Consider the following 17105-nt stretch of genomic DNA (forward strand, 5'->3'; position numbering starts at 1 on the left):
TGATCCGCCAGACTCGGTTGTTTCGCCTCAAACTCCTGGGTCAACTGTGCAGCCAACCACGCCACCCCTGCCGCCGGCAGCAGATTCATGCACACGCTACTACTCGCACACGTGCGCAAGAGCGCTTGGCTGGCTTGGTCCAACAACCTCAGCCCTCCCGCCCCAAAGCGCTGCCCCTGTTGAACCGCAGCATTAACCGTATAAATAACAAGTTGGTTGTTCTGCGCAGCCTCATTGAGCGCACCGGCTCCTGCTGCCGCACCACCAGCGGCGCTGCCAGCCCCCAGAGCTAGCAAGCCCGTCAGCGCGGCCGCTGTGCTTGGCTCGACCCCTTGCCCAATCAGATAGCCTGCGACATGCGGCGCAGCAACACTCGTCAGCCCTGCACCTGCCGCACCGGCCACTCCACCACCTAATCCGCCAAGTAGTGCATGGCCACCAGCGCGGCATGCGCCATCCGGACCCCAGCAACGCGCCTCATCTTCATTTTTGGAATTGGCAAATCGAGTATTGGCATATTCACCCCATGACTTGGCCGCCTGCTTGCCAAACTCCGCCGTGATTGCCACCTGCGCATCGATGTCGCGCTGCACCTTGTTCTGATCAAATATCCGCTCGATACCCGTGGCATCGCCCGTGCGCACGCTCTGGTCGCCGGCGATGCCGGAGATACCTGCCGTGGTGGTGCCTTGGGCACTGCCGCTGTCCTGGCCTACACCAGCTCCCACGCCCTTGACGCCGAACTTGCCCGCGTCGTTGCCCACGCTGGCATTGACCCCCACGGCCTGGCCTTCGTAGCTAGCTTGGTTGTGCAGGTCGCTGGTGGTGAGTGCGCCCTCGGTATTGAAACGGTTCTTGCCCTGCTCCACCGCCGTCTGGTTGCTGGCGATGACAGCGCCCTTGAGGTCGGTATCGCCCTTGACGCTGACCTGGAAGCCCCCGTCCCCTGCCTGTATGCCGCTTTGCTCGGTAACGCTTTGGTAGTTGCTGTTGACCTTGCTCTGGCCCGCATTCAATCCGCCACCTATGGGCACGCCAGCGGGGCTGATGGTGAGGCTGCCGCCCACCGTCTGGTTGCGGCTGGCGTAGCTGCTGCTGTCCTGCTGGCTTTCGAGTTTGAGATCGCCACCCACTTCGGCAACCACCTGTTTGCCACTGACCACGGCCCCCTTGAGCGTGGTGTCGCCACCGGACTGTAGGGTGACGCTGTTGCCTGCGGCTATGTGGGTGTTGGTGTGGGTGAGATCGTCGCCGGCCTGATTGCCACGGCCTTTGCTGGCACTGACGGTAATGCCCGTTTGCTGCCCCACGCTCACGCCGATGCTGCCGGAGCTGGAGCTGCTGTTGCCGCTGAGGCTGGCCGTATTCTGGGCCGCCTGCAAACGGATATCGCCTTCTGCGGCCAAGTTGGCGTCCTGGCCGGCAGTGATATCCGAGCCGCGAACCAGGATGGAGCTGTCCGCCCCCGCCCCTTGGGCAACGATGTTGACATTGCCGCCGGCCTTGACCGTGCTGCCACGTGCGCTGTCGCTGGTTTGTGCCGTGTTGCTCTGGCTTTTGCTGGAGCCCAGACTGACGGAGATGGAGGCGGCCTTGGAGGGGTCGCCGCCGGCCAGCGCCTGGGCAGCGCCCTGCAGCTCGCCCACGGAGTTCTTGGCGTTCAACGCCGTCGCCGCTGCTGCCAGGGCCTGCATGCGGCCGCTGCTGGTGTTGCGGGCGGCATCCGCCATGTTGTCGGCTGTCTGTATGGCGCTGATGACGGGGCTGCCGATGCTGACGCTCAAGCCGCTTTGCTTGAAGCGTTGCTCGGTGGCGGAGCTGCCGGTTTCGCGGGCCTCGACGATCTGAACCTCTTTGGCCACGACGTTGACGTCGCCCTTGGGGGCCATGACATCGCTGCCGACCTGCTGGTAAGCATTGCCCGCAATGATGTTGACATCGCCGCCTATGCTGCCCACGGTGGAGGCTGCGGCCGTGGTGTGAGTGCCCGTCTGATCGGCACTTTGCATGCGGCTGCCGATGGTAAAGCCAATGCCTCCGCCGCCGCCAAAGATGCCGCTCTTGGTTTCCTTGCGGTAGTGCTGTTCGCTGGAGGTTTCCTGGGCAGCGGCGATGGTGACGTCTCGGCCTGCCTGCAAGGTGGTTGCGGTGTCTGAGACGACATGGCTGCCGGTAACCGCGATATCGCGGCCGGCGTTGATGGCAACCGTATCTCCGCCCAGATTGCTTCCAACTGCCGTGGTGCTGTGCAGTTGCTCCCGCGTGGTGACGGTCTTGCTGGAGAGAAAGCCTTTGGTGGTGTGTTGATGCGCCTCGTCCAGACTTTGGCTGGCCTGGCCGGCACTGATCTGGATATCGTTGCCGGCGGACAGGCTCAAGGCCTTGCCTGCATCGATGGTGGCTGCCTTGGCATTGATATCCTGACCTGCACTGAGGTTCACGCGGCCAGCGCCGGTGATCTGCGTGCCCACATCCAGCGTGCTCGATTGGCGCAAGTAGTTCTTGCTGTCCCAGTTGATATCCTGGCTGCCGCCGACCGCAACCGTGTTGAGGTTCAGGTTGTTGCCAGCGGTGAGCACGGTGGCTCCGGTGCCCGCATTCTGTATCTGCGCAGCCGTGAGATTGAGGTTGTTGCCCGCACTGGCGACCAGCACGCCAGCCGGCCCGGATACATAGATGCCCGCGACACGATCGATCCCTGTCTGGGTAAAGCGGTTGCCGCCTGCCTGGTTGGCACTGCTTTGCGTGGTGGTTGTGAGGTTCAGGTCACGCCCTGCGGACACGGTGGCCGAGTCCACGCCCTTGATGATGCCTGCGAGGTTGTCAAAGTCCTGCCGGGCTGCAAGTTTGACGTCGTTGCCGGACATCTGGCCGCCCAGATTCTGGATGTTCTCGGCCGTGATGTTCAAGGTGTTGCGGCCCGCAATGCTGCCGCTGTTGATGGCATTGCCGGAGAGGATCAGATTCACATCCGAGGCTGCCAGCAAGGTGCCTGTGCCGTCCAGGTCGCCGGGCTTGACCCTTACATACACTTGCGGGACCAGCACGCTTTGCTTGCTGCCGTCGGCCAATGTCACTTCCTTGGTGACCAGCCAGACGAGGTCGCTGGTCAGTTGCGCCACCTGTGCCGCACTGAGCTCCACACCAGGGCGCAAGCCCTGGGCCTGGGCGAAGGTTGCGCCGTGTTGCAGCAAGTCTTTGTATTGCTCGTCGTAGCTGGTGTAGTTGCCCAGGAATCGGCGGCCCGTGAGCTGCCCGATTTGCTGCTGCACCAGTTGCTGCTCATAGAACCCGTCGCCCAGGCGCTTTTGAACGGTGCCGGGGTCCATCTGCAGAGCCTGGAGCATGTAGTCCGAAGACAGCCAGTTTTTATATTGCGTGAACTTGGGGTCTGTCTCCACCAGATAGCGGGAGCCTGCTTCAGGGTGCTGGCGATACAGGGAGGTCCCAGGTATCTGGGTGTTGGGCTGGGCGGTGCGAATATTGACCTGAGAGGACGCCGATTTGGCGTTGGAGGCATCCGCAGCCGTACTCTCGGGGGTCGCGGCTGCGCCGACCTTTGCAGAGGCCTGCGCTTGAGCGCTGCCCCCTTGCGCTGCCACGCCCGCTACGGCATTGCTTGTGATCTGCCCCTGGGTCTGCGTTGCGGTGGCTGCACCAGCGGCCGGGCCTGCCTGCGTTCCCTGCACGGCTCCAGGAGCGACGGAATGATGGATGGCATCCACCGCGCCCGCAGCAGATGCCTGTGCCTGCACCGCTGAAATGGCGCTGGCTCCCGGCGCTGCACCGGTCGAGGGGTTCGCAGCGTGCTCGGTGTAGGTGTAGGAGGCCAGTGTTTGCGTCTTGATGGTTTCTACAGGCCCATACGCAGAGCCTTGAAACCCGCGATTGGGCACGCTGGTGCCCCTGTTCCAGGTTTCGTAGGCGTAGCCTTGATCGGTGGATTTGACGTCGACGCTGGTGGCGCGGTTGTCGAGTGAGCCACCCATTGCACTGATGGTGCCGCCGGCCAGGATGGTGCTGTCCTGATTCAGGAGCTTGCTGGACGGATTCGATCCATTCCATTGCAGATTGCGGCCTGCCACGATTTTTCCGGGGGCGGACTGCGTTACCTGCGCGCTCTGTTCGGTGCGGTTGTATTCGTAGAAGGTAAAGTCGCCGATCCAGCGATTGCGAATATCTTGGTAGAAGGCATCCAGCTTCGCGTCCAAGGCGGCATCCGCTTTATTGCGGGCGTCCAGCAGGGGTTTGTAGGCGTTGTATTCGTCTACGTTTGCCTGAGTGATCTGGATATACTGGCCCCCGCTATCGGAGCTGTCGATGACGTGATAGCCCACTTTGCAGCTTTCCAGCGCAGCGCAGGGATTGGTGCTGCTTAAAACAGGTGCAGGCCCGGTATAGGGCTGCACGCCAAAGTCGCTCCAGATTCGGTGGTCGGCTGCGTAATGCGCACCGCTGATCACAATAGGCGTGGCAGCACTTTCCTCTGATGCATAGGTGTATCCAATGATTCGGTTGCCGCTGTACTGCATATAGCCCTGAACCCGCTGGCCGTTGTCATCGACATAGCTGGGGTTGTAGTACGGAGCAAATTTTTCAAATGGATATTGCGCAGAAGGCAGCAGCAGCCCTTTGTAGTACTGATCAATGGCGTCATTGCCTTTTCCGAGCGTTAAATTACAAGTCTCGCCACCCATATTGCAACGCCAGTCGTTGCCGCTGACCACGAAGCTGATGTCCTGCGGCCCAGAGCCTCTAACATTGCCATTGGAGATCAGCAGAACGTCGCTGCCCTTGTAGCGCTGGCCGTTAGGTGCTTGGAATTCAACAATCTTTTGAGGCTGGCCGTCGACCAATGTCCACTGCAGATGCTCATTGGTATTGCGAACCTGGTCATGCCCCAGCACCATGCTGCCGGCAGACTCCAGCGTGGCGCTGTTGTTGTTGAGCGTCTGCCCTGCGCCTGTGGCATGCCAATTTGAATCGAGCGCCCCACCCGTGAAGAGATTTCCTGCGCTATAGATCAGTGCGTTTTCTCGGTTGGTGATGTTTTGAACACCCAGGTCCATGCGCTCTCGCGCAGCAATCGTGGCAGCCTGGGTGATGCCTGCGACCGTTTCTTCCTGGTTGGTCAGCGCGTTGGCTGCAATCGCTACCCGGTCACCATAGATGCGGCCGGTGCCAACGTTGTTGATATTGCCGGCCTTAATGCGGGTGTCGGCACCGTCGATCAGCCCGCGGTTGGTCAAGGTGTCGGAGATGGTGAGCTGCGTTGTCTGTCCACTCAGCAGTTCACCCGTGGCCTGGTTGTCCAGGTTGCTGACGTTGACGGTCAGGTTCTTTCCGGCTTGGACGGTGACCGGGTTTGTCAATGTGCCCGTGGCTTGCAGCTGCAGGTTGCCGCCAGCCTGCAAGGTGCCCGCCAGGGTATGGTCGCCTTGCAAATTCAGACTGACGTCACCGCGCGAGGCAATCTCTCCGGCGCCGTTCAGGCTGCCTGTGCGAAGGTCCACATTCTGATCGGCAACGATTTGACCCGCGTTGTTGCTGATGTTCAGTGTGGGAGTGGCGGCCTGGTCGGCGGCAATCTTCAGCAGCTTGCCGGCACTGAGCTCGCCACGATCATTGATCAGCTGGCCATCGCTCAGAATCGTCAAGTCCTGGCCTGCACGCACAGCCCCCTGGCTGTTGTCCAGCTTGGCAGCGGTCACGGAAATCGTGCTGGCTTCCAGGCCCAGCGCTTGTGCGCTCCCATCGCTGTTCAAAGCCAGGGTGTTCTGGTTATCGATACTTCCGGCCTGGACCGTCAATGCCTGCCCTACCCGGATCAGCCCTGCCTGATTGGTCAGAGTGCCGCTTGCGAGGTTGATACCTGCTGCCTGCACCGCAAGAATCTGGCTGCCCGTGTTGTCGATGCCTGTTGCTTGCAGATTGAGATGTGCACCACTGTATATCTGCGCCGCCTGCGCACTCTTCTCGGTGCTGTTGATCGCGCCGCTGCTCGTGATGTTCAGGTCGGTCTGGGCACTGATCAGACCGCCCTGGTTGTTCAACGTGCCACTGTGAATGTCCAGTTGTGCGCCGGCGACCAAGCCCAGAGAACCTGTGCTGCTGCGGCTTGCCTGGTTGCTCAGGGCTTGCTCGTGGGTGTCAATGCTGAGGTTGCGACCTGCAGCCACCAGACCTGCATCATTGTCCATCTGCCCGGTCGAGAAGATGGCGTCTCGTCCCGAGACGATCTTGCCTTGAGCGTTTTGCAGTTGATTGCCTGCACCGTCCAGTGTGAGACGAATATCGTTTTCTGCCTGGATCAGGCCTGCAGCGTTTTTGACGGCATTCGTTGTGGTGTGAAGATTGAGGTCGCCTTGAACTGCAACCAGGGTGCCCTGGGTGTTGTCCCAACCCGTGGCTGTGGCCGTCACGCTTTGCTGGCCTGCAACCATGCCGCCGGTGTTGTCAACATCCGCAGAGCTGGTGAGCGTGGTTGCCCCGTTGCCGATGATTTTGCCGCGTGTGTTGTGGAGTCCAGCCGTATCCACGCGAAGCTGGCCGGAGCCAGCATGACCGATCATCCCGTCCGTGTTGTCAAGCACCCCGCCGGAGACCAAAGTGAAGTCCTGCGCATTGGCAACGATGCGTCCCGCGCTATTGTTGATGGCACCGGCACTGCGAATGCCTGCAACGGGGTTGGCCGCTGCGGAAGCCGCATCCGTCTGCTGGATGACACCTTCGGTATTGTTGATCTCGCCGACATCGATGCTGAGCTGCCCACCACTGAGCTGCGCCTTGGAGCTGTCGAGTTTTTGTCCGGCGGTGCTGGAAATGCTCAGCAATCCGGGTGTGCTGATCCTGGCCTGAGCAGCTTGAATGTCTCCCGTCGTCGCGCTCAGCGTCACGTCTGCGCCAGTGCTTCCGGTGGTGCTGCCTTGAAGATCGAGGCTGGCGGCTTTCAGGTTCAATGCGCCTGTCGCCAGTGCCTGCCCATTGGTTTGCAGGCTGCCGGAGGTCACTGCCGTCAATGCACCGCTGCCCGTCAGCTGTCCATTGGCGGCCATGCCGGCTGCCAGAACATTGGCCGCACCGCCAGCAAAGCTGTCTGCAGTGAGCGACAGATTTTTGGCCGCAGCAATGGTGCCTTGATTGCTGAGCGCACCGGCCACATCCAGGGTCTGTTCACCAGCTGCGTACAGCGTTGCGCTGTTGTCCAAGCTGGTGGCAGTGGTTTTGAGATCCTTGGCAGCATAGAGGTTGCTGCTGTTGGTGATGGCTTGGGCATTGACCGTGAGGCTGCCGCCTTGGCTTTGAATGCCTGTGGTGTTTCCTGACGTGCCTGTACGGGTGTTGCCCAGGTCTGCGCTTGTCAGTTGCAGGTCGCCATTTGAGGAGATCAGTCCGTCGCTGTTGGTGACATTGCCGCTGCTGGCCAAAGACAGGGTTCCGTTGCCAACGATCTGGCCGCGGGTGTTGTCAAGGCTGGATGTCTGCAATGCGCCGTGCCCTGAGCCGGCGTGACTGATCAGCCCGTCTGTATTGTCCAGCGCACCGGATTGAAGCTTCAGATTTGCAGCGTTGACAACAATGCGCCCGGCGTTGTTGTTCAGTGCGCCGCCCCCCAGATTGATATCCAGATCAGCGCCCCCGGACTGCTCAATGCTTCCCTGATGGTTGTTTAGCTGCCCGACCTGGATTTGCAGTTGCTGGCCGGCCAGGCGACCTGCGGTGTTGTCCAGCGTTTGACCTGCAACCGTGCTGGCGGTAATGGACAGCTTGCCCGGCGTGCTGACTTTTGAGCCCGCCGTGACAATGTTGCCCTGGGCGGCACTCAGATTCACATCTGCATTGGCACTGCCTACCGTTGCACTTCCCAGATCCAGGCTGCCGCCGCCGAGGTTGACGTTGTTTGCAGCCAATGCCTGGCCGGCTGTCTGCAATCCAGCCGAAGTGGTGACGTTCAGAGTCCCGGGATTGGCGAGTTTTCCATCGGCAGCCATGCCTGCGGCCAGCACATTGCTGCCAGTGCCTGCAAACGAGGCGGCTGTCAGGTTCAGGTCCTGGGCAGCGGCAATGGTTCCGCTGTTCGTTACTACACCTGCGGCATTCAGTGTCTGCTCGCCTCCTGCGTAGAAGGTGCCGCTGTTGCCCAGGCTGGAAGTGGTCGTAGCCAGGTTCTTCGCAGCCTGGATGGTCCCGCTGTTATCGAGCTGCTGAACGTTCAGATGAACATCACCCGTCTGGCTTTGAATGCCTTTGGCGGTGCTGGCCGCAGGGGTGATGCCGTTGATCAATTGAGCACTGGTAATGTCGAGCTGATCGACCGCAGATATCAATCCGTCGGTGTTGTCGAGCTTGCCCGCGTTGATGCTGAGCTGCGTTGCACTGATCTGGCCGAGGGTGTTGTCCAGGCGCTGGCTGCTCGAGCCGTCGGCTCGGATGGCCAAAAGAGCTGCGCTGCTGATGCGGGCGCCACCCGTCTGGATGTCGCCGCTTTGTGCCGTCAGGCTCATATTGCCTGCTGTGCTTGCTGCGCTGCCTTGCCTGAGGTCCAGACTTGCGGCATCGAGGCTGACATTGCCTGCTGCCAGAATTTGTCCGGCGCTTTGCAAATTTCCTGATGCAGTTGCAGTCAGGACACCCGCTGCGGCAAGCTTGCCATCAGCAGCCATGCCCGCAGCCAGGACATGGGTGGCGGCGCCATTGAAACTCCCTGTTGTCACCGTCAGGTTCTGGGCTGCAGCGATCGTTCCGGTGTTGGTCGTGCTGCCATCAACGGTCAGTGCCTGGCTGCCTGCCGAATACATGACTCCGCTGTTGTCCAGAGTCGATGCATGTGTCTCCAGTGCCTGCGCCGCATGGACGCTGCCGCTGTTGCTCAAGGCCTGGGCTTGTGCGCGCAAGGAGCCATTGCTCACAATACGTGCACCATCCGCTACGGCGGGTTGGCTGCTACTTTGGGTGTTGTTGAGCAGTTGGCCTTGGCTACTCAGGTTGAAGCTTCCGCCACCGGCATGCAGCAGCTGGCCTGCCGTGTTATCGATGTTCCCGGCAGCAATATCCAGCTTACCCGCTGCGGTTTGAATCACGCCAGCTCTGTTGTCCAGACTCCCCTGCAAGGCGATTGTCTGGTCGCTGCTGCCGCTTTGGATGATCTGTCCGCCGACATTGCTCAGAGCTTTGGCTTGAACACTGAGGGTGGATGCCTGTACTCGCGCACTATCTGTCGTGAGTGTCCGGCCCGTTTGCAGATCCATTTTCTCGGTTGCCAACAACTGACTGCCTTTGGCTTGCAAGTCACCTGTTGTGGCTTGCAGTTGCAAGGTTTTAGCCTGCTGACGGGACGAAGACAGGTCAAGGCTTGCACCTCGCATCTGCACATCGCGGGTGGCCAGCGCCTGGCCTGAGGTTTGCAGCTGTGCATCTGCATGCACGCTCAGATTTCTATCCCCGAGCAACTGGCCATCCGTTTGCAGGCCAGCCGCCCAGACTGTGGCATCTCGGGCTTGAATCTGCGCTCCAGCCCCTGCAGCCTGAATAGAGACATCACCCAAGGCGGCCACCGTGCCACTGTGTGTCTGGCTCGCCTGCGAACTCAACTGGACGTTGCCGCCGCCATAGATGGCACCGCTTTGCTCTACCGCACCACGCGTGTTCACGACAACATCGGAGCTGCTGGATTGAATGGAGCCGCTGTTGTTGAGCCAGCCTTCACTGTTCAAGGTGAGGCTTGCACCACTGGCCTGGAGCAGGCCGGCGTTTCGAACACCCAGGCCAGACTCGGTGCCGACGATAAAGATCTTGCCCGCATACATGCCGCCCAATTGAGCGACGTCCAGGGCGAACTGAGGTTTCGCAGGCTCTGCGCCTGTCACACCGGGGTTGCTTTGCTGGACATTGCCGTCGGTGGCAATCTGGTTGACGCCTGTGACCACACGCAAATCCTGGGCCCACAGCCCGGCGTTCAGCGAGATGGCTCTTGCAAGGATGTTGGCGTAATCTGCCTTGGTGGCATCAAGCCCATTGCCCTGGATGCTGATGAGACCGCCTTGCACATTCAAACCGTCAACAGCTCCATTGGCTCCGTACAGCGGTCTGCCCGTCGTCAGGGTCACGCCTGCAGCGTTGATGAAGGACAGGCCATCGACCACCAGACCCGAAGGGTTGGCAATGATGACGTCCGCTCGCTGGCCTGCGACTTCCAGCGGCCCCATCAGGCGCGATTGCGCCGCTGAGTTGACTTCATTGACGATGACTCTGGCGCCGCCATTGGCAAGCCATGGGTTGCCTTGCACCCAGCCACCAATCTGGGTTTGCACATTGGTGCGGCTGTTGTTGAGGATGGCGCCCTTTTGCCCGATGTCGAACTGCTGATAGGTGTTGCGGCTGACGCCACCTGCAGAAGGGGTCTGGATGTTGACCGTGGGTGTGCCGTTGGCTGATTCCAGAACCGTGGGGCGCTGGCGATTGGGGGCCGATGGGTCGGCAATGATTTGCGCAAAACCGGCAGGCCCCCCCAGAGCCAGGGCCAGCATGCCTGCTGTCTTGGCTGCAGCAGAGAGCGGGAAATCGCTCAGGAAGGACTTGGCAGTGCGCGAACTGCCCACCGACAAGGCGCCTGAATCACAAGCGCCTGTCTGTGTGCTGCCATTGCTGGCCTTGCCTTCGCTGGAAGCTGTTTCCTGCACCACCATCCGGATGCCACGCGCTTTGTTGAAGATAACGCGATGAAGATTCTTGTTCATGACGATGCCTCAGAAACTGTAGGCCAGGCTCAGAGCCAGGTTGGTGTGGGAGGTTCGGAAGTGCTCCGGCTTTTTGACAGGCGTTGCCACAAAGACTTCATAGGAGAGGTTGCGCCAGGCACCGCGCAGGCCGATGGCCGCGCCGGTCAATGACTGGCCCACCAGGTACTTCGCAGAAGGCCCGCTGACATGGCCGGTGTCCAGACCCACAAAGGCCTCGGCATTGCCCGCAGCGCCCAGATTCAAGGGGGTGCTGAGCTCGTTGCGCCAGTACCAGCCACGCTCTGCCAGCAAGGTGCTTTCTCCATCGAAGCCCCGTACGGTGTAACGGCCGCCAATGCCGATGCGGTCTTGTGGCGTCAACGCGGTCTTGTTCCACTGGCCATGCCAGTTGCTGCTGAGTCTGAGCTTGGTGCCGCCCAGCTCGAAGGGCTTGGACAATGCCAGATCGGCGATGAAGAGCTTCATGCGCGAAGTGCCTTCACCAAAGGGCTCCTCTGGCGCGTGCAAGGCCGCAAAAGCACCTGTGCCTCGCTTGTAGGCCAGGTTGGCATCCAGGATGGCATTGCCCAGATAGCTGCGCTGGTTCAGGCTCAGCTCAAAACCCGAGGTGCGCCTGCGCTGTACATCGATTTCTACATCGTCGATGTAGTTGTTGGAGGTCCGCTGGAATGCCTTGATGGCGACCGTTGTCTTCGAGGAGGCATCGCGAAACACTACGCGGCTTAGCTTGAGATCCAGGTTGCTGGATTCGCCGCTGTAGGTGTAGTTTTGATAGGCGCCGGCCACGCCTTGGTGGTACTTGTTATAGGAGCCCGACAGAGCTGCCAGCCAGTACCCAAAAGGCACGGAATACTGCGCTGCACGGGTCTCGGTGCCACGATTGCCACCATTGCCCATACCCCCGCCGAAGCTGAAATACATCAGATCATTCAGGCCCAGCGGGTTGTCCCAGGACACAGTACCCGTGCCTTGGACTTTGCCTGTAGATTTGGTGCCGCCATTATCCAGGGCGACGTTAAAGCGCAGCGGGTTTAATTTCTTATAGGTAATCATCAAATCACTTTGGCCGGGTTCGGCATCCGGGCCTTCGGCGGGAGTGATTTGAATATCGGCATCTGCCGTTGGAACACGCTTGAGGTTTTCCAAGCCTTGCTCAATATCACGCAGTTGCAGCAGCTCGCCAGGTTTGGACGGCAGCGCTGCAATAAGCGAAGTGTCTCCTGTGCTGTCCGGGGTAAATCGGATGGAGCGGAGAACGCCGGGAATAAAAGCAACGGTCAAGACACCGCCCTGGAGGTTCTGCGGCACCACCATGACCCGGGAGGTCACGTAGCCATGCTCAAGCACTGCCTGCTGCATCCGGGCCAATATGACCTCTACACCCTTGGCCCCAACGCAAGGCCTGGCACTCGGATCAATACCCGCTGACGCCTTGAGCCACGGGACTTGATCAAGCTTTTCTCCTGTCAATTCAAGGGTATGCAGCGCAAAGCAGGGAGTCTCGCTCTTGGGCATCTCCAGCTCAACGGCCTGGGTGCGCGGCTGCAAGGTATCTGCATTGGGTGCCATGCGCTCACGCAGCTCCCGTTCACGCTCTTGCTGTCGTTGCAACTGCTGCTGTTCAATGGCAGCACCGGATAGCTGCGCCAAGGCAGGAGCTGCAAAGCTCAGTACGGCAGCAAATAGTGCCGACAATTGAAAACGCTTGCCAGGCGCTGTCTCCCTCATATAAGACCTACTTATTCTTTGTGTCATCATTTTTCGCATGAAAACAGCCACGTTTATGGCCGCGGGCAATCATACAAAAGTTACTAATGCAAAATATTCAACGGATAACAAATTTCCTGCAGTGTTTTACCTCCGATGCAGTAGAAAGAGCTTTCACTGCTTTGCGCGATCAGTTCATGTGTTAAATCAAATTTCCCCCGTAAATTTCTGAGTTGATCGAGACGTAGCTTCGCCAACGGCAAAACCTGGATTTCCCCGCCTGCCGCCAAACTCCTTGAAAACCAGGGGGCCGGACTGAGGCACTCAGCGGCCGCGATGCCCTCCCCCACCAACGACGTCATGCAAGTCAATGCACTCTTGCACGGATACGAAAACGGGGTTTTCACCGCTTCCCGGTTATCAAGGCAAGAAAATCAGAAGGCGCTCTCGGTGATCACCGACGGAATATGACGATGGGCCCTAGAAAGCATCAGACGACGGACAGCATGCTAATCAAAGCAGTCAATGATGGGGATAAGAAAATTCTTATTTTTCGGAGCCGGAAACTCAGCTACATCGTTCATAAGCCACGAAAAGCTGCATGCCAGGTGCGAAGCATTCGCGCTTATCGTCCTGATCTGCCAGCATCTCGATAATTCCAGCGGGACAAGAAACCAATCCCCTCAAGAAGGTTGACAGCAGGTTTGACGTCATGGGCACATTTACGCTGTCTATTCGCATCATCCAAGCTGATGCAATGACCGCGCTGGCATTCAACGGCGTGGCATACCGCAAGTTCATACAGCCAGTTCATACAGCGTGGGCATGCAGCCGCACATGATTGACCATGAAGTCACTTAAAGCTTTAGGCTTGCATGCATGACTTCTCAATCCCCACCGCAGAACAAATCCTCTTTACTCATGCTGCGGGTGCCGCCGATGGCGCTGTTTGCTGTATTTGCCGTGGCAATGTGGCTTCTGCCCGATATCCTGCCGGTCAGATTCACTGCTTCATGGATGGCGGCGCTCATGCTCGCTGCACTGGGCGCAGCGTTCTGCCTCGCCGGTGTTCGGGCATTTCAGCGTGCCCGGACCACGGTGAACCCCATCAACCCGGCAGCATCGACAACGCTGGTGGTCAGCGGGATCTATCGGGTGACACGCAATCCGATGTACCTGGGCTTTGCGCTTTTATTGCTGGCACTCGCCATGTATTTGGGCAAGCTATCAGGATTGCTCCTTGTGCCGCTGTTCATGGCCTACCTTCAGCACTTCCAGATACGACCGGAGGAAAGAGCGCTGCAGGCGCGATTTGGTGCATTGTTCGTGGCCTATTGCCGGCGGGTACGACGCTGGCTATAGAAGGGTTTGAGCCGGCCCAGGCCACGCCGGCTGGTGTTGACTGCGCACTCGGTGCCATGCACTGCTGCCTTGCAAGCAGATAGACAAAATCAGGCACACCTCAGGCAAACCCCTTGGCTGTATCGATGTTGGCGCGGCCCAAACCTCCATTCAGGCCGGCTATCCAGAGATTGCAGGGCGTCCATGCCTGCCGCAGACAGATCAGCGGGGGCGCATAGGCCGCTTGCCTACCTGACGCTTTGCGCTCGATCACCAGCAAGTGACTTGATAGAGCGGCCCAGGCTTGCTGCAGCCAGGTTTTTAACTCCAGTCGTCTCTGACTTCGTAAATGACCCAGGCCACCAGCAAGACGACCAGTTGCAGACCAATCAGTTGAATCATGAGAGTAGACATCGTCGCTCTCCTTGAGTGCTTCGATGCAGTCATGGTCCCACTTCGGATGCTTGCCAGCAAATGAAGACAGCTTGCACTTCGCGGGCTTTAGCAGCTATACATTGGGCTGCTCTATCGGATCGCCCGGCAGCTCTGCAGGCGGTTGATCATTGGGCGGATCAATCGGATCCGGCTTGGGCTCCGGCTCTTTGAGCGGGTTCTTGTGAGGGGTCATGGCTGCCATCTCCTTGCAGTGATGAAGTCGGTGCCAAACAGATTGGCGAATGAGTCATAGACACAATGGGTGGCAGCACCATCGATCCCTGACAAGCAGCGGGTCTCGTTCGGTGAGACTCAGGATATCTCGAAGATGTCGCCATCCGACAATGCCGCACTCTCGTGGTAGATGTCGTAGAGGTATTGAGGCAGCTCCTCATAAGTGATCTCAGGAGGAACGGCCAGATCCACCGGGCCAAGCTTTCCATCGAGTCCAACCGCAAAGCAGCGCCATCCCGAGTTGCTGCGCTCTATGGCCAGGATGTCGCCAAACACATTGAATCGGTACTTTTCCATAGCTGCTCCACTGTTGAGCCTTGCATGCTAGCCGCATCTGCTCGCCAGTCTCGGACAATCTGTGGCTCCTGAATTGCCGAACCTGTGCGTCAAGAGCCATCAGCCAGAAGCCTTGTCAGAGCCGATGGAAAGGTGGCATCGCAGTTTTTCGTAGCACTCGCACCCGTCCAGTCCATGCACCAAAGCTGACGTTTTACTTATTGGATAAGGCTTCAAGGTTATTAAAAAGAGTACTGTGGCTCTTGGCGATCAATCTTGATTCGTCATCCAGGACTGGAGGTCTATATGCCGGATAGCCGTATTCCCCCGCCAATCCAGAAGTTCTGGGAAACCACCAAGGAGCTGTTCTCCATGGAAAAGGATTTCCCTGCACCGCCTCAACTAGATCCGCAAGAGCCCACAGACATTGAAAAGAAGCAGGAGGAAGAGAGACTGCTGCGCATGCGCCACAACTACCGATATTGGTAGCCCCGTCTCTTGAGTCCAGCCTTGCGATTGGTTTTCAACCACCTCGACAGGTGGTTTTTTGTTGCCTTGAGATACAAAAGCATGGGCACCGGGCCGGATCAAGCCTAGGGCGAAGTGAAAGAGCAGCGATAAGATGCATCGAGAACCGTGAAGCTGGGGACGAGACTCGCAGCAGAATCAAATGGATCACCCAGGAGTCCCATGAAAAACAAAGTTGTGCTCATCACCGGAGGCAGCCGAGGCATTGGTGCGGCCACCGCCCTGCAAGCAGCAGCAGCAGGCTGGGATGTACTGCTCAGCTTCCATACAGACCAGACGGCAGCCGATGCGGTCGTCTTGCAAATAACGGAAATGGGCAGGCACGCCATGGCCATTCAGGCGGATATGGGCTGCGAAGAGCAGATTCGCCGTCTTTTTGCCGTGGCAGATGTGCAGTTCGGGCGCCTGGACGCCTTGGTCAACAACGCAGGTATTGTGGACACCGCACAGACGCTGGCCGAGTTCAGTTCGCAGCGCCTTGAGCGAATGTTTCGGATCAACACCATAGGCGCTTTTCTCTGCGCTCGCGAAGCGGTGCTTCGCATGAGCACTGCCAATGGCGGCCACGGTGGAGCCATCGTGAATGTGTCCAGCATTGCTGCAAGACTTGGCGCGCCACGCCAGTACGTCGACTACGCGGCATCAAAGGGGGCAGTGGATGTGATGACTCTGGGGCTGGCCAAGGAAGTGGCTGCGGAAGGCATCCGCGTCAACGCTGTCCGCCCCGGTCTCATTGAGACGGATATTCATGCCAGCGGGGGGCAGCCGGACCGGGTTCAGCGCCTGGCGGCTGGCGTTCCCATGAAGCGCGGAGGAACGGCTCTTGAGGTTGCCAATGCAATCGTATGGCTCATCTCGGACGAGTCCCCATACACCACAGGCAGCCTGATCGAGATTTCGGGCGGCAACCTCTGACCAGGCAGCCGCCCAAGCACAGCCAGCCCTCTGGTGCGGGCTTTCATATGTTCTTGCGCTTGAGGCGCACGCGGCAGCGGCCGCCCGCGCTGGCCCCTCTGTGCGGGAATGGTCCTGAGCTGGCAGCAGTGAACGAGTGGATGTGGAGTTCGTGTCGTGGGCGCATGCAGTCGCACCAGGTGGCGCGGCATTTTGCGTCAGCCCGGACGTGCCGGCTCGCTGCCCCCTGATCTGGCAAACCGCGGCGTTATCTGGTTCTCAGCCTTCGCTCTAGCGCGCCAGTCGAGGCCTGTCATTCAGCGATGGCCGTGCCCATGACCGCCACCCGGGCGATGGCCTCCATGCGGTGGACGGTGATTTCCATGCCCTCCGTGGCCTGGATGCGGCCTGTAATGCGGTGGACGGTGCGCGTGATGATGGTGGTAGTACCCAGGCCTATATGCAGGACGCCCGTAGTAATAGGAGCCGCCATAAGGCTGATAGATGTAGGTATCGCTATACCCGTAGCTGTATCCAGGGCCTGCCGCGTAGCAGCCCGACAAAAGCAAGACGAGCGCAGAGACTCCAAACAGTTTCTTCATGTGCGAAGTCTAGACGTACCAACGTCGTTCGGGTTTTCAATGTGTAAGCACGGTTTTTTGCAGACAACTGCCAGCATCTCGAGGAGTTTTCCTTTGACCTGCTCCATAACGTCCGCCACCTGGCGAAGGTGCGCCGGCTGCATCCGAGGAATGCAAGCAGATGGTCAAATGGCCGCTTGACGGCAAGCTGGCCTGCTTTTGCAGCTTCTGCCTGGTCTGCACCGCTATGGAGGATGGCAGCTGTGCCCCGCCCCAGCAAAGGCACTGCGCAATGGGTTCACCCGCCCAGGCATGCGTGCCCGGTTGCCGAATTACCGCACGGCCGCACTGCAGCACGGCGTAATGTTTG

The 17105-nt window shown here is 59.4% G+C and carries 7 protein-coding genes; 3 read left to right on the top strand and 4 right to left on the bottom strand.

Going from position 1 to position 17105, the window contains the following annotated elements; all coding sequences use genetic code 11:
• Positions 1 to 10736, bottom strand: a 10736-nt coding sequence (locus DFO48_RS04540) for a hemagglutinin repeat-containing protein (RefSeq protein ID WP_114862649.1), incomplete at its 3' end; no start/stop codon positions are given.
• A gap of 9 nt (positions 10737 to 10745) precedes the next feature.
• Complete coding sequence (locus DFO48_RS04545) at positions 10746 to 12467, bottom strand: ShlB/FhaC/HecB family hemolysin secretion/activation protein (RefSeq protein ID WP_114862650.1); 1722 nt, start codon at positions 12465 to 12467, stop codon at positions 10746 to 10748.
• An 858-nt stretch (positions 12468 to 13325) separates the two neighbouring features.
• On the opposite strand from DFO48_RS04545, the gene DFO48_RS04560 reads away from it, so the two are divergent.
• Positions 13326 to 13808 carry an isoprenylcysteine carboxylmethyltransferase family protein gene (locus DFO48_RS04560; RefSeq protein WP_114862653.1) on the top strand — a complete coding sequence of 161 codons (483 nt, stop codon included), beginning with the start codon at positions 13326 to 13328 and terminating at the stop codon, positions 13806 to 13808.
• Between the two features lie 726 nt (positions 13809 to 14534).
• Here DFO48_RS04560 and DFO48_RS04565 read toward each other — a convergent pair.
• On the bottom strand, positions 14535 to 14753 hold the full coding sequence (locus DFO48_RS04565) for a hypothetical protein (protein ID WP_003074408.1): 219 nt from the start codon (positions 14751 to 14753) through the stop codon (positions 14535 to 14537).
• Positions 14754 to 15038: 285 nt separating this feature from the next.
• Here DFO48_RS04565 and DFO48_RS04570 point away from each other — a divergent pair, with 285 nt between their 5' ends.
• Together DFO48_RS04570 and DFO48_RS04575 are read left to right on the top strand one after the other, a co-directional pair.
• Positions 15039 to 15221, top strand: a complete 183-nt coding sequence (locus DFO48_RS04570; RefSeq protein ID WP_003074406.1) for a hypothetical protein — start codon at positions 15039 to 15041, stop codon at positions 15219 to 15221.
• 201 nt (positions 15222 to 15422) lie between these two features.
• The gene (locus DFO48_RS04575) at positions 15423 to 16175 is read left to right on the top strand and encodes an SDR family oxidoreductase (protein WP_003074403.1); all 753 of its coding nucleotides are present in this window, start codon (positions 15423 to 15425) and stop codon (positions 16173 to 16175) included.
• A 292-nt stretch (positions 16176 to 16467) separates the two neighbouring features.
• On the opposite strand, the gene DFO48_RS04580 is transcribed toward DFO48_RS04575, so the two are convergent.
• Positions 16468 to 16647: a hypothetical protein gene (locus tag DFO48_RS04580; RefSeq protein ID WP_003074401.1), complete on the bottom strand. Its 180-nt coding sequence runs from the start codon at positions 16645 to 16647 to the stop codon at positions 16468 to 16470.
• Between the last annotated feature and the right edge of the window lie 458 nt (positions 16648 to 17105).

The sequence above is a fragment of the Comamonas sp. AG1104 genome, assembly GCF_003350425.1.
Lineage (GTDB): Bacteria > Pseudomonadota > Gammaproteobacteria > Burkholderiales > Burkholderiaceae_C > Comamonas > Comamonas testosteroni.

What these genes read in the sequence shown, in the direction of transcription:
- DFO48_RS04575 (WP_003074403.1), top strand. Translation starts at nt 15,423, where the DNA reads ATGAAAAACAAAGTTGTGCTCATCACCGGAGGCAGCCGAGGCATTGGT.
- DFO48_RS04560 (WP_114862653.1), top strand. Translation starts at nt 13,326, where the DNA reads ATGACTTCTCAATCCCCACCGCAGAACAAATCCTCTTTACTCATGCTG.
- DFO48_RS04580 (WP_003074401.1), bottom strand. Translation starts at nt 16,647, where the DNA reads ATGGCGGCTCCTATTACTACGGGCGTCCTGCATATAGGCCTGGGTACT.
- DFO48_RS04570 (WP_003074406.1), top strand. Translation starts at nt 15,039, where the DNA reads ATGCCGGATAGCCGTATTCCCCCGCCAATCCAGAAGTTCTGGGAAACC.
- DFO48_RS04545 (WP_114862650.1), bottom strand. Translation starts at nt 12,467, where the DNA reads ATGAGGGAGACAGCGCCTGGCAAGCGTTTTCAATTGTCGGCACTATTT.
- DFO48_RS04565 (WP_003074408.1), bottom strand. Translation starts at nt 14,753, where the DNA reads ATGGAAAAGTACCGATTCAATGTGTTTGGCGACATCCTGGCCATAGAG.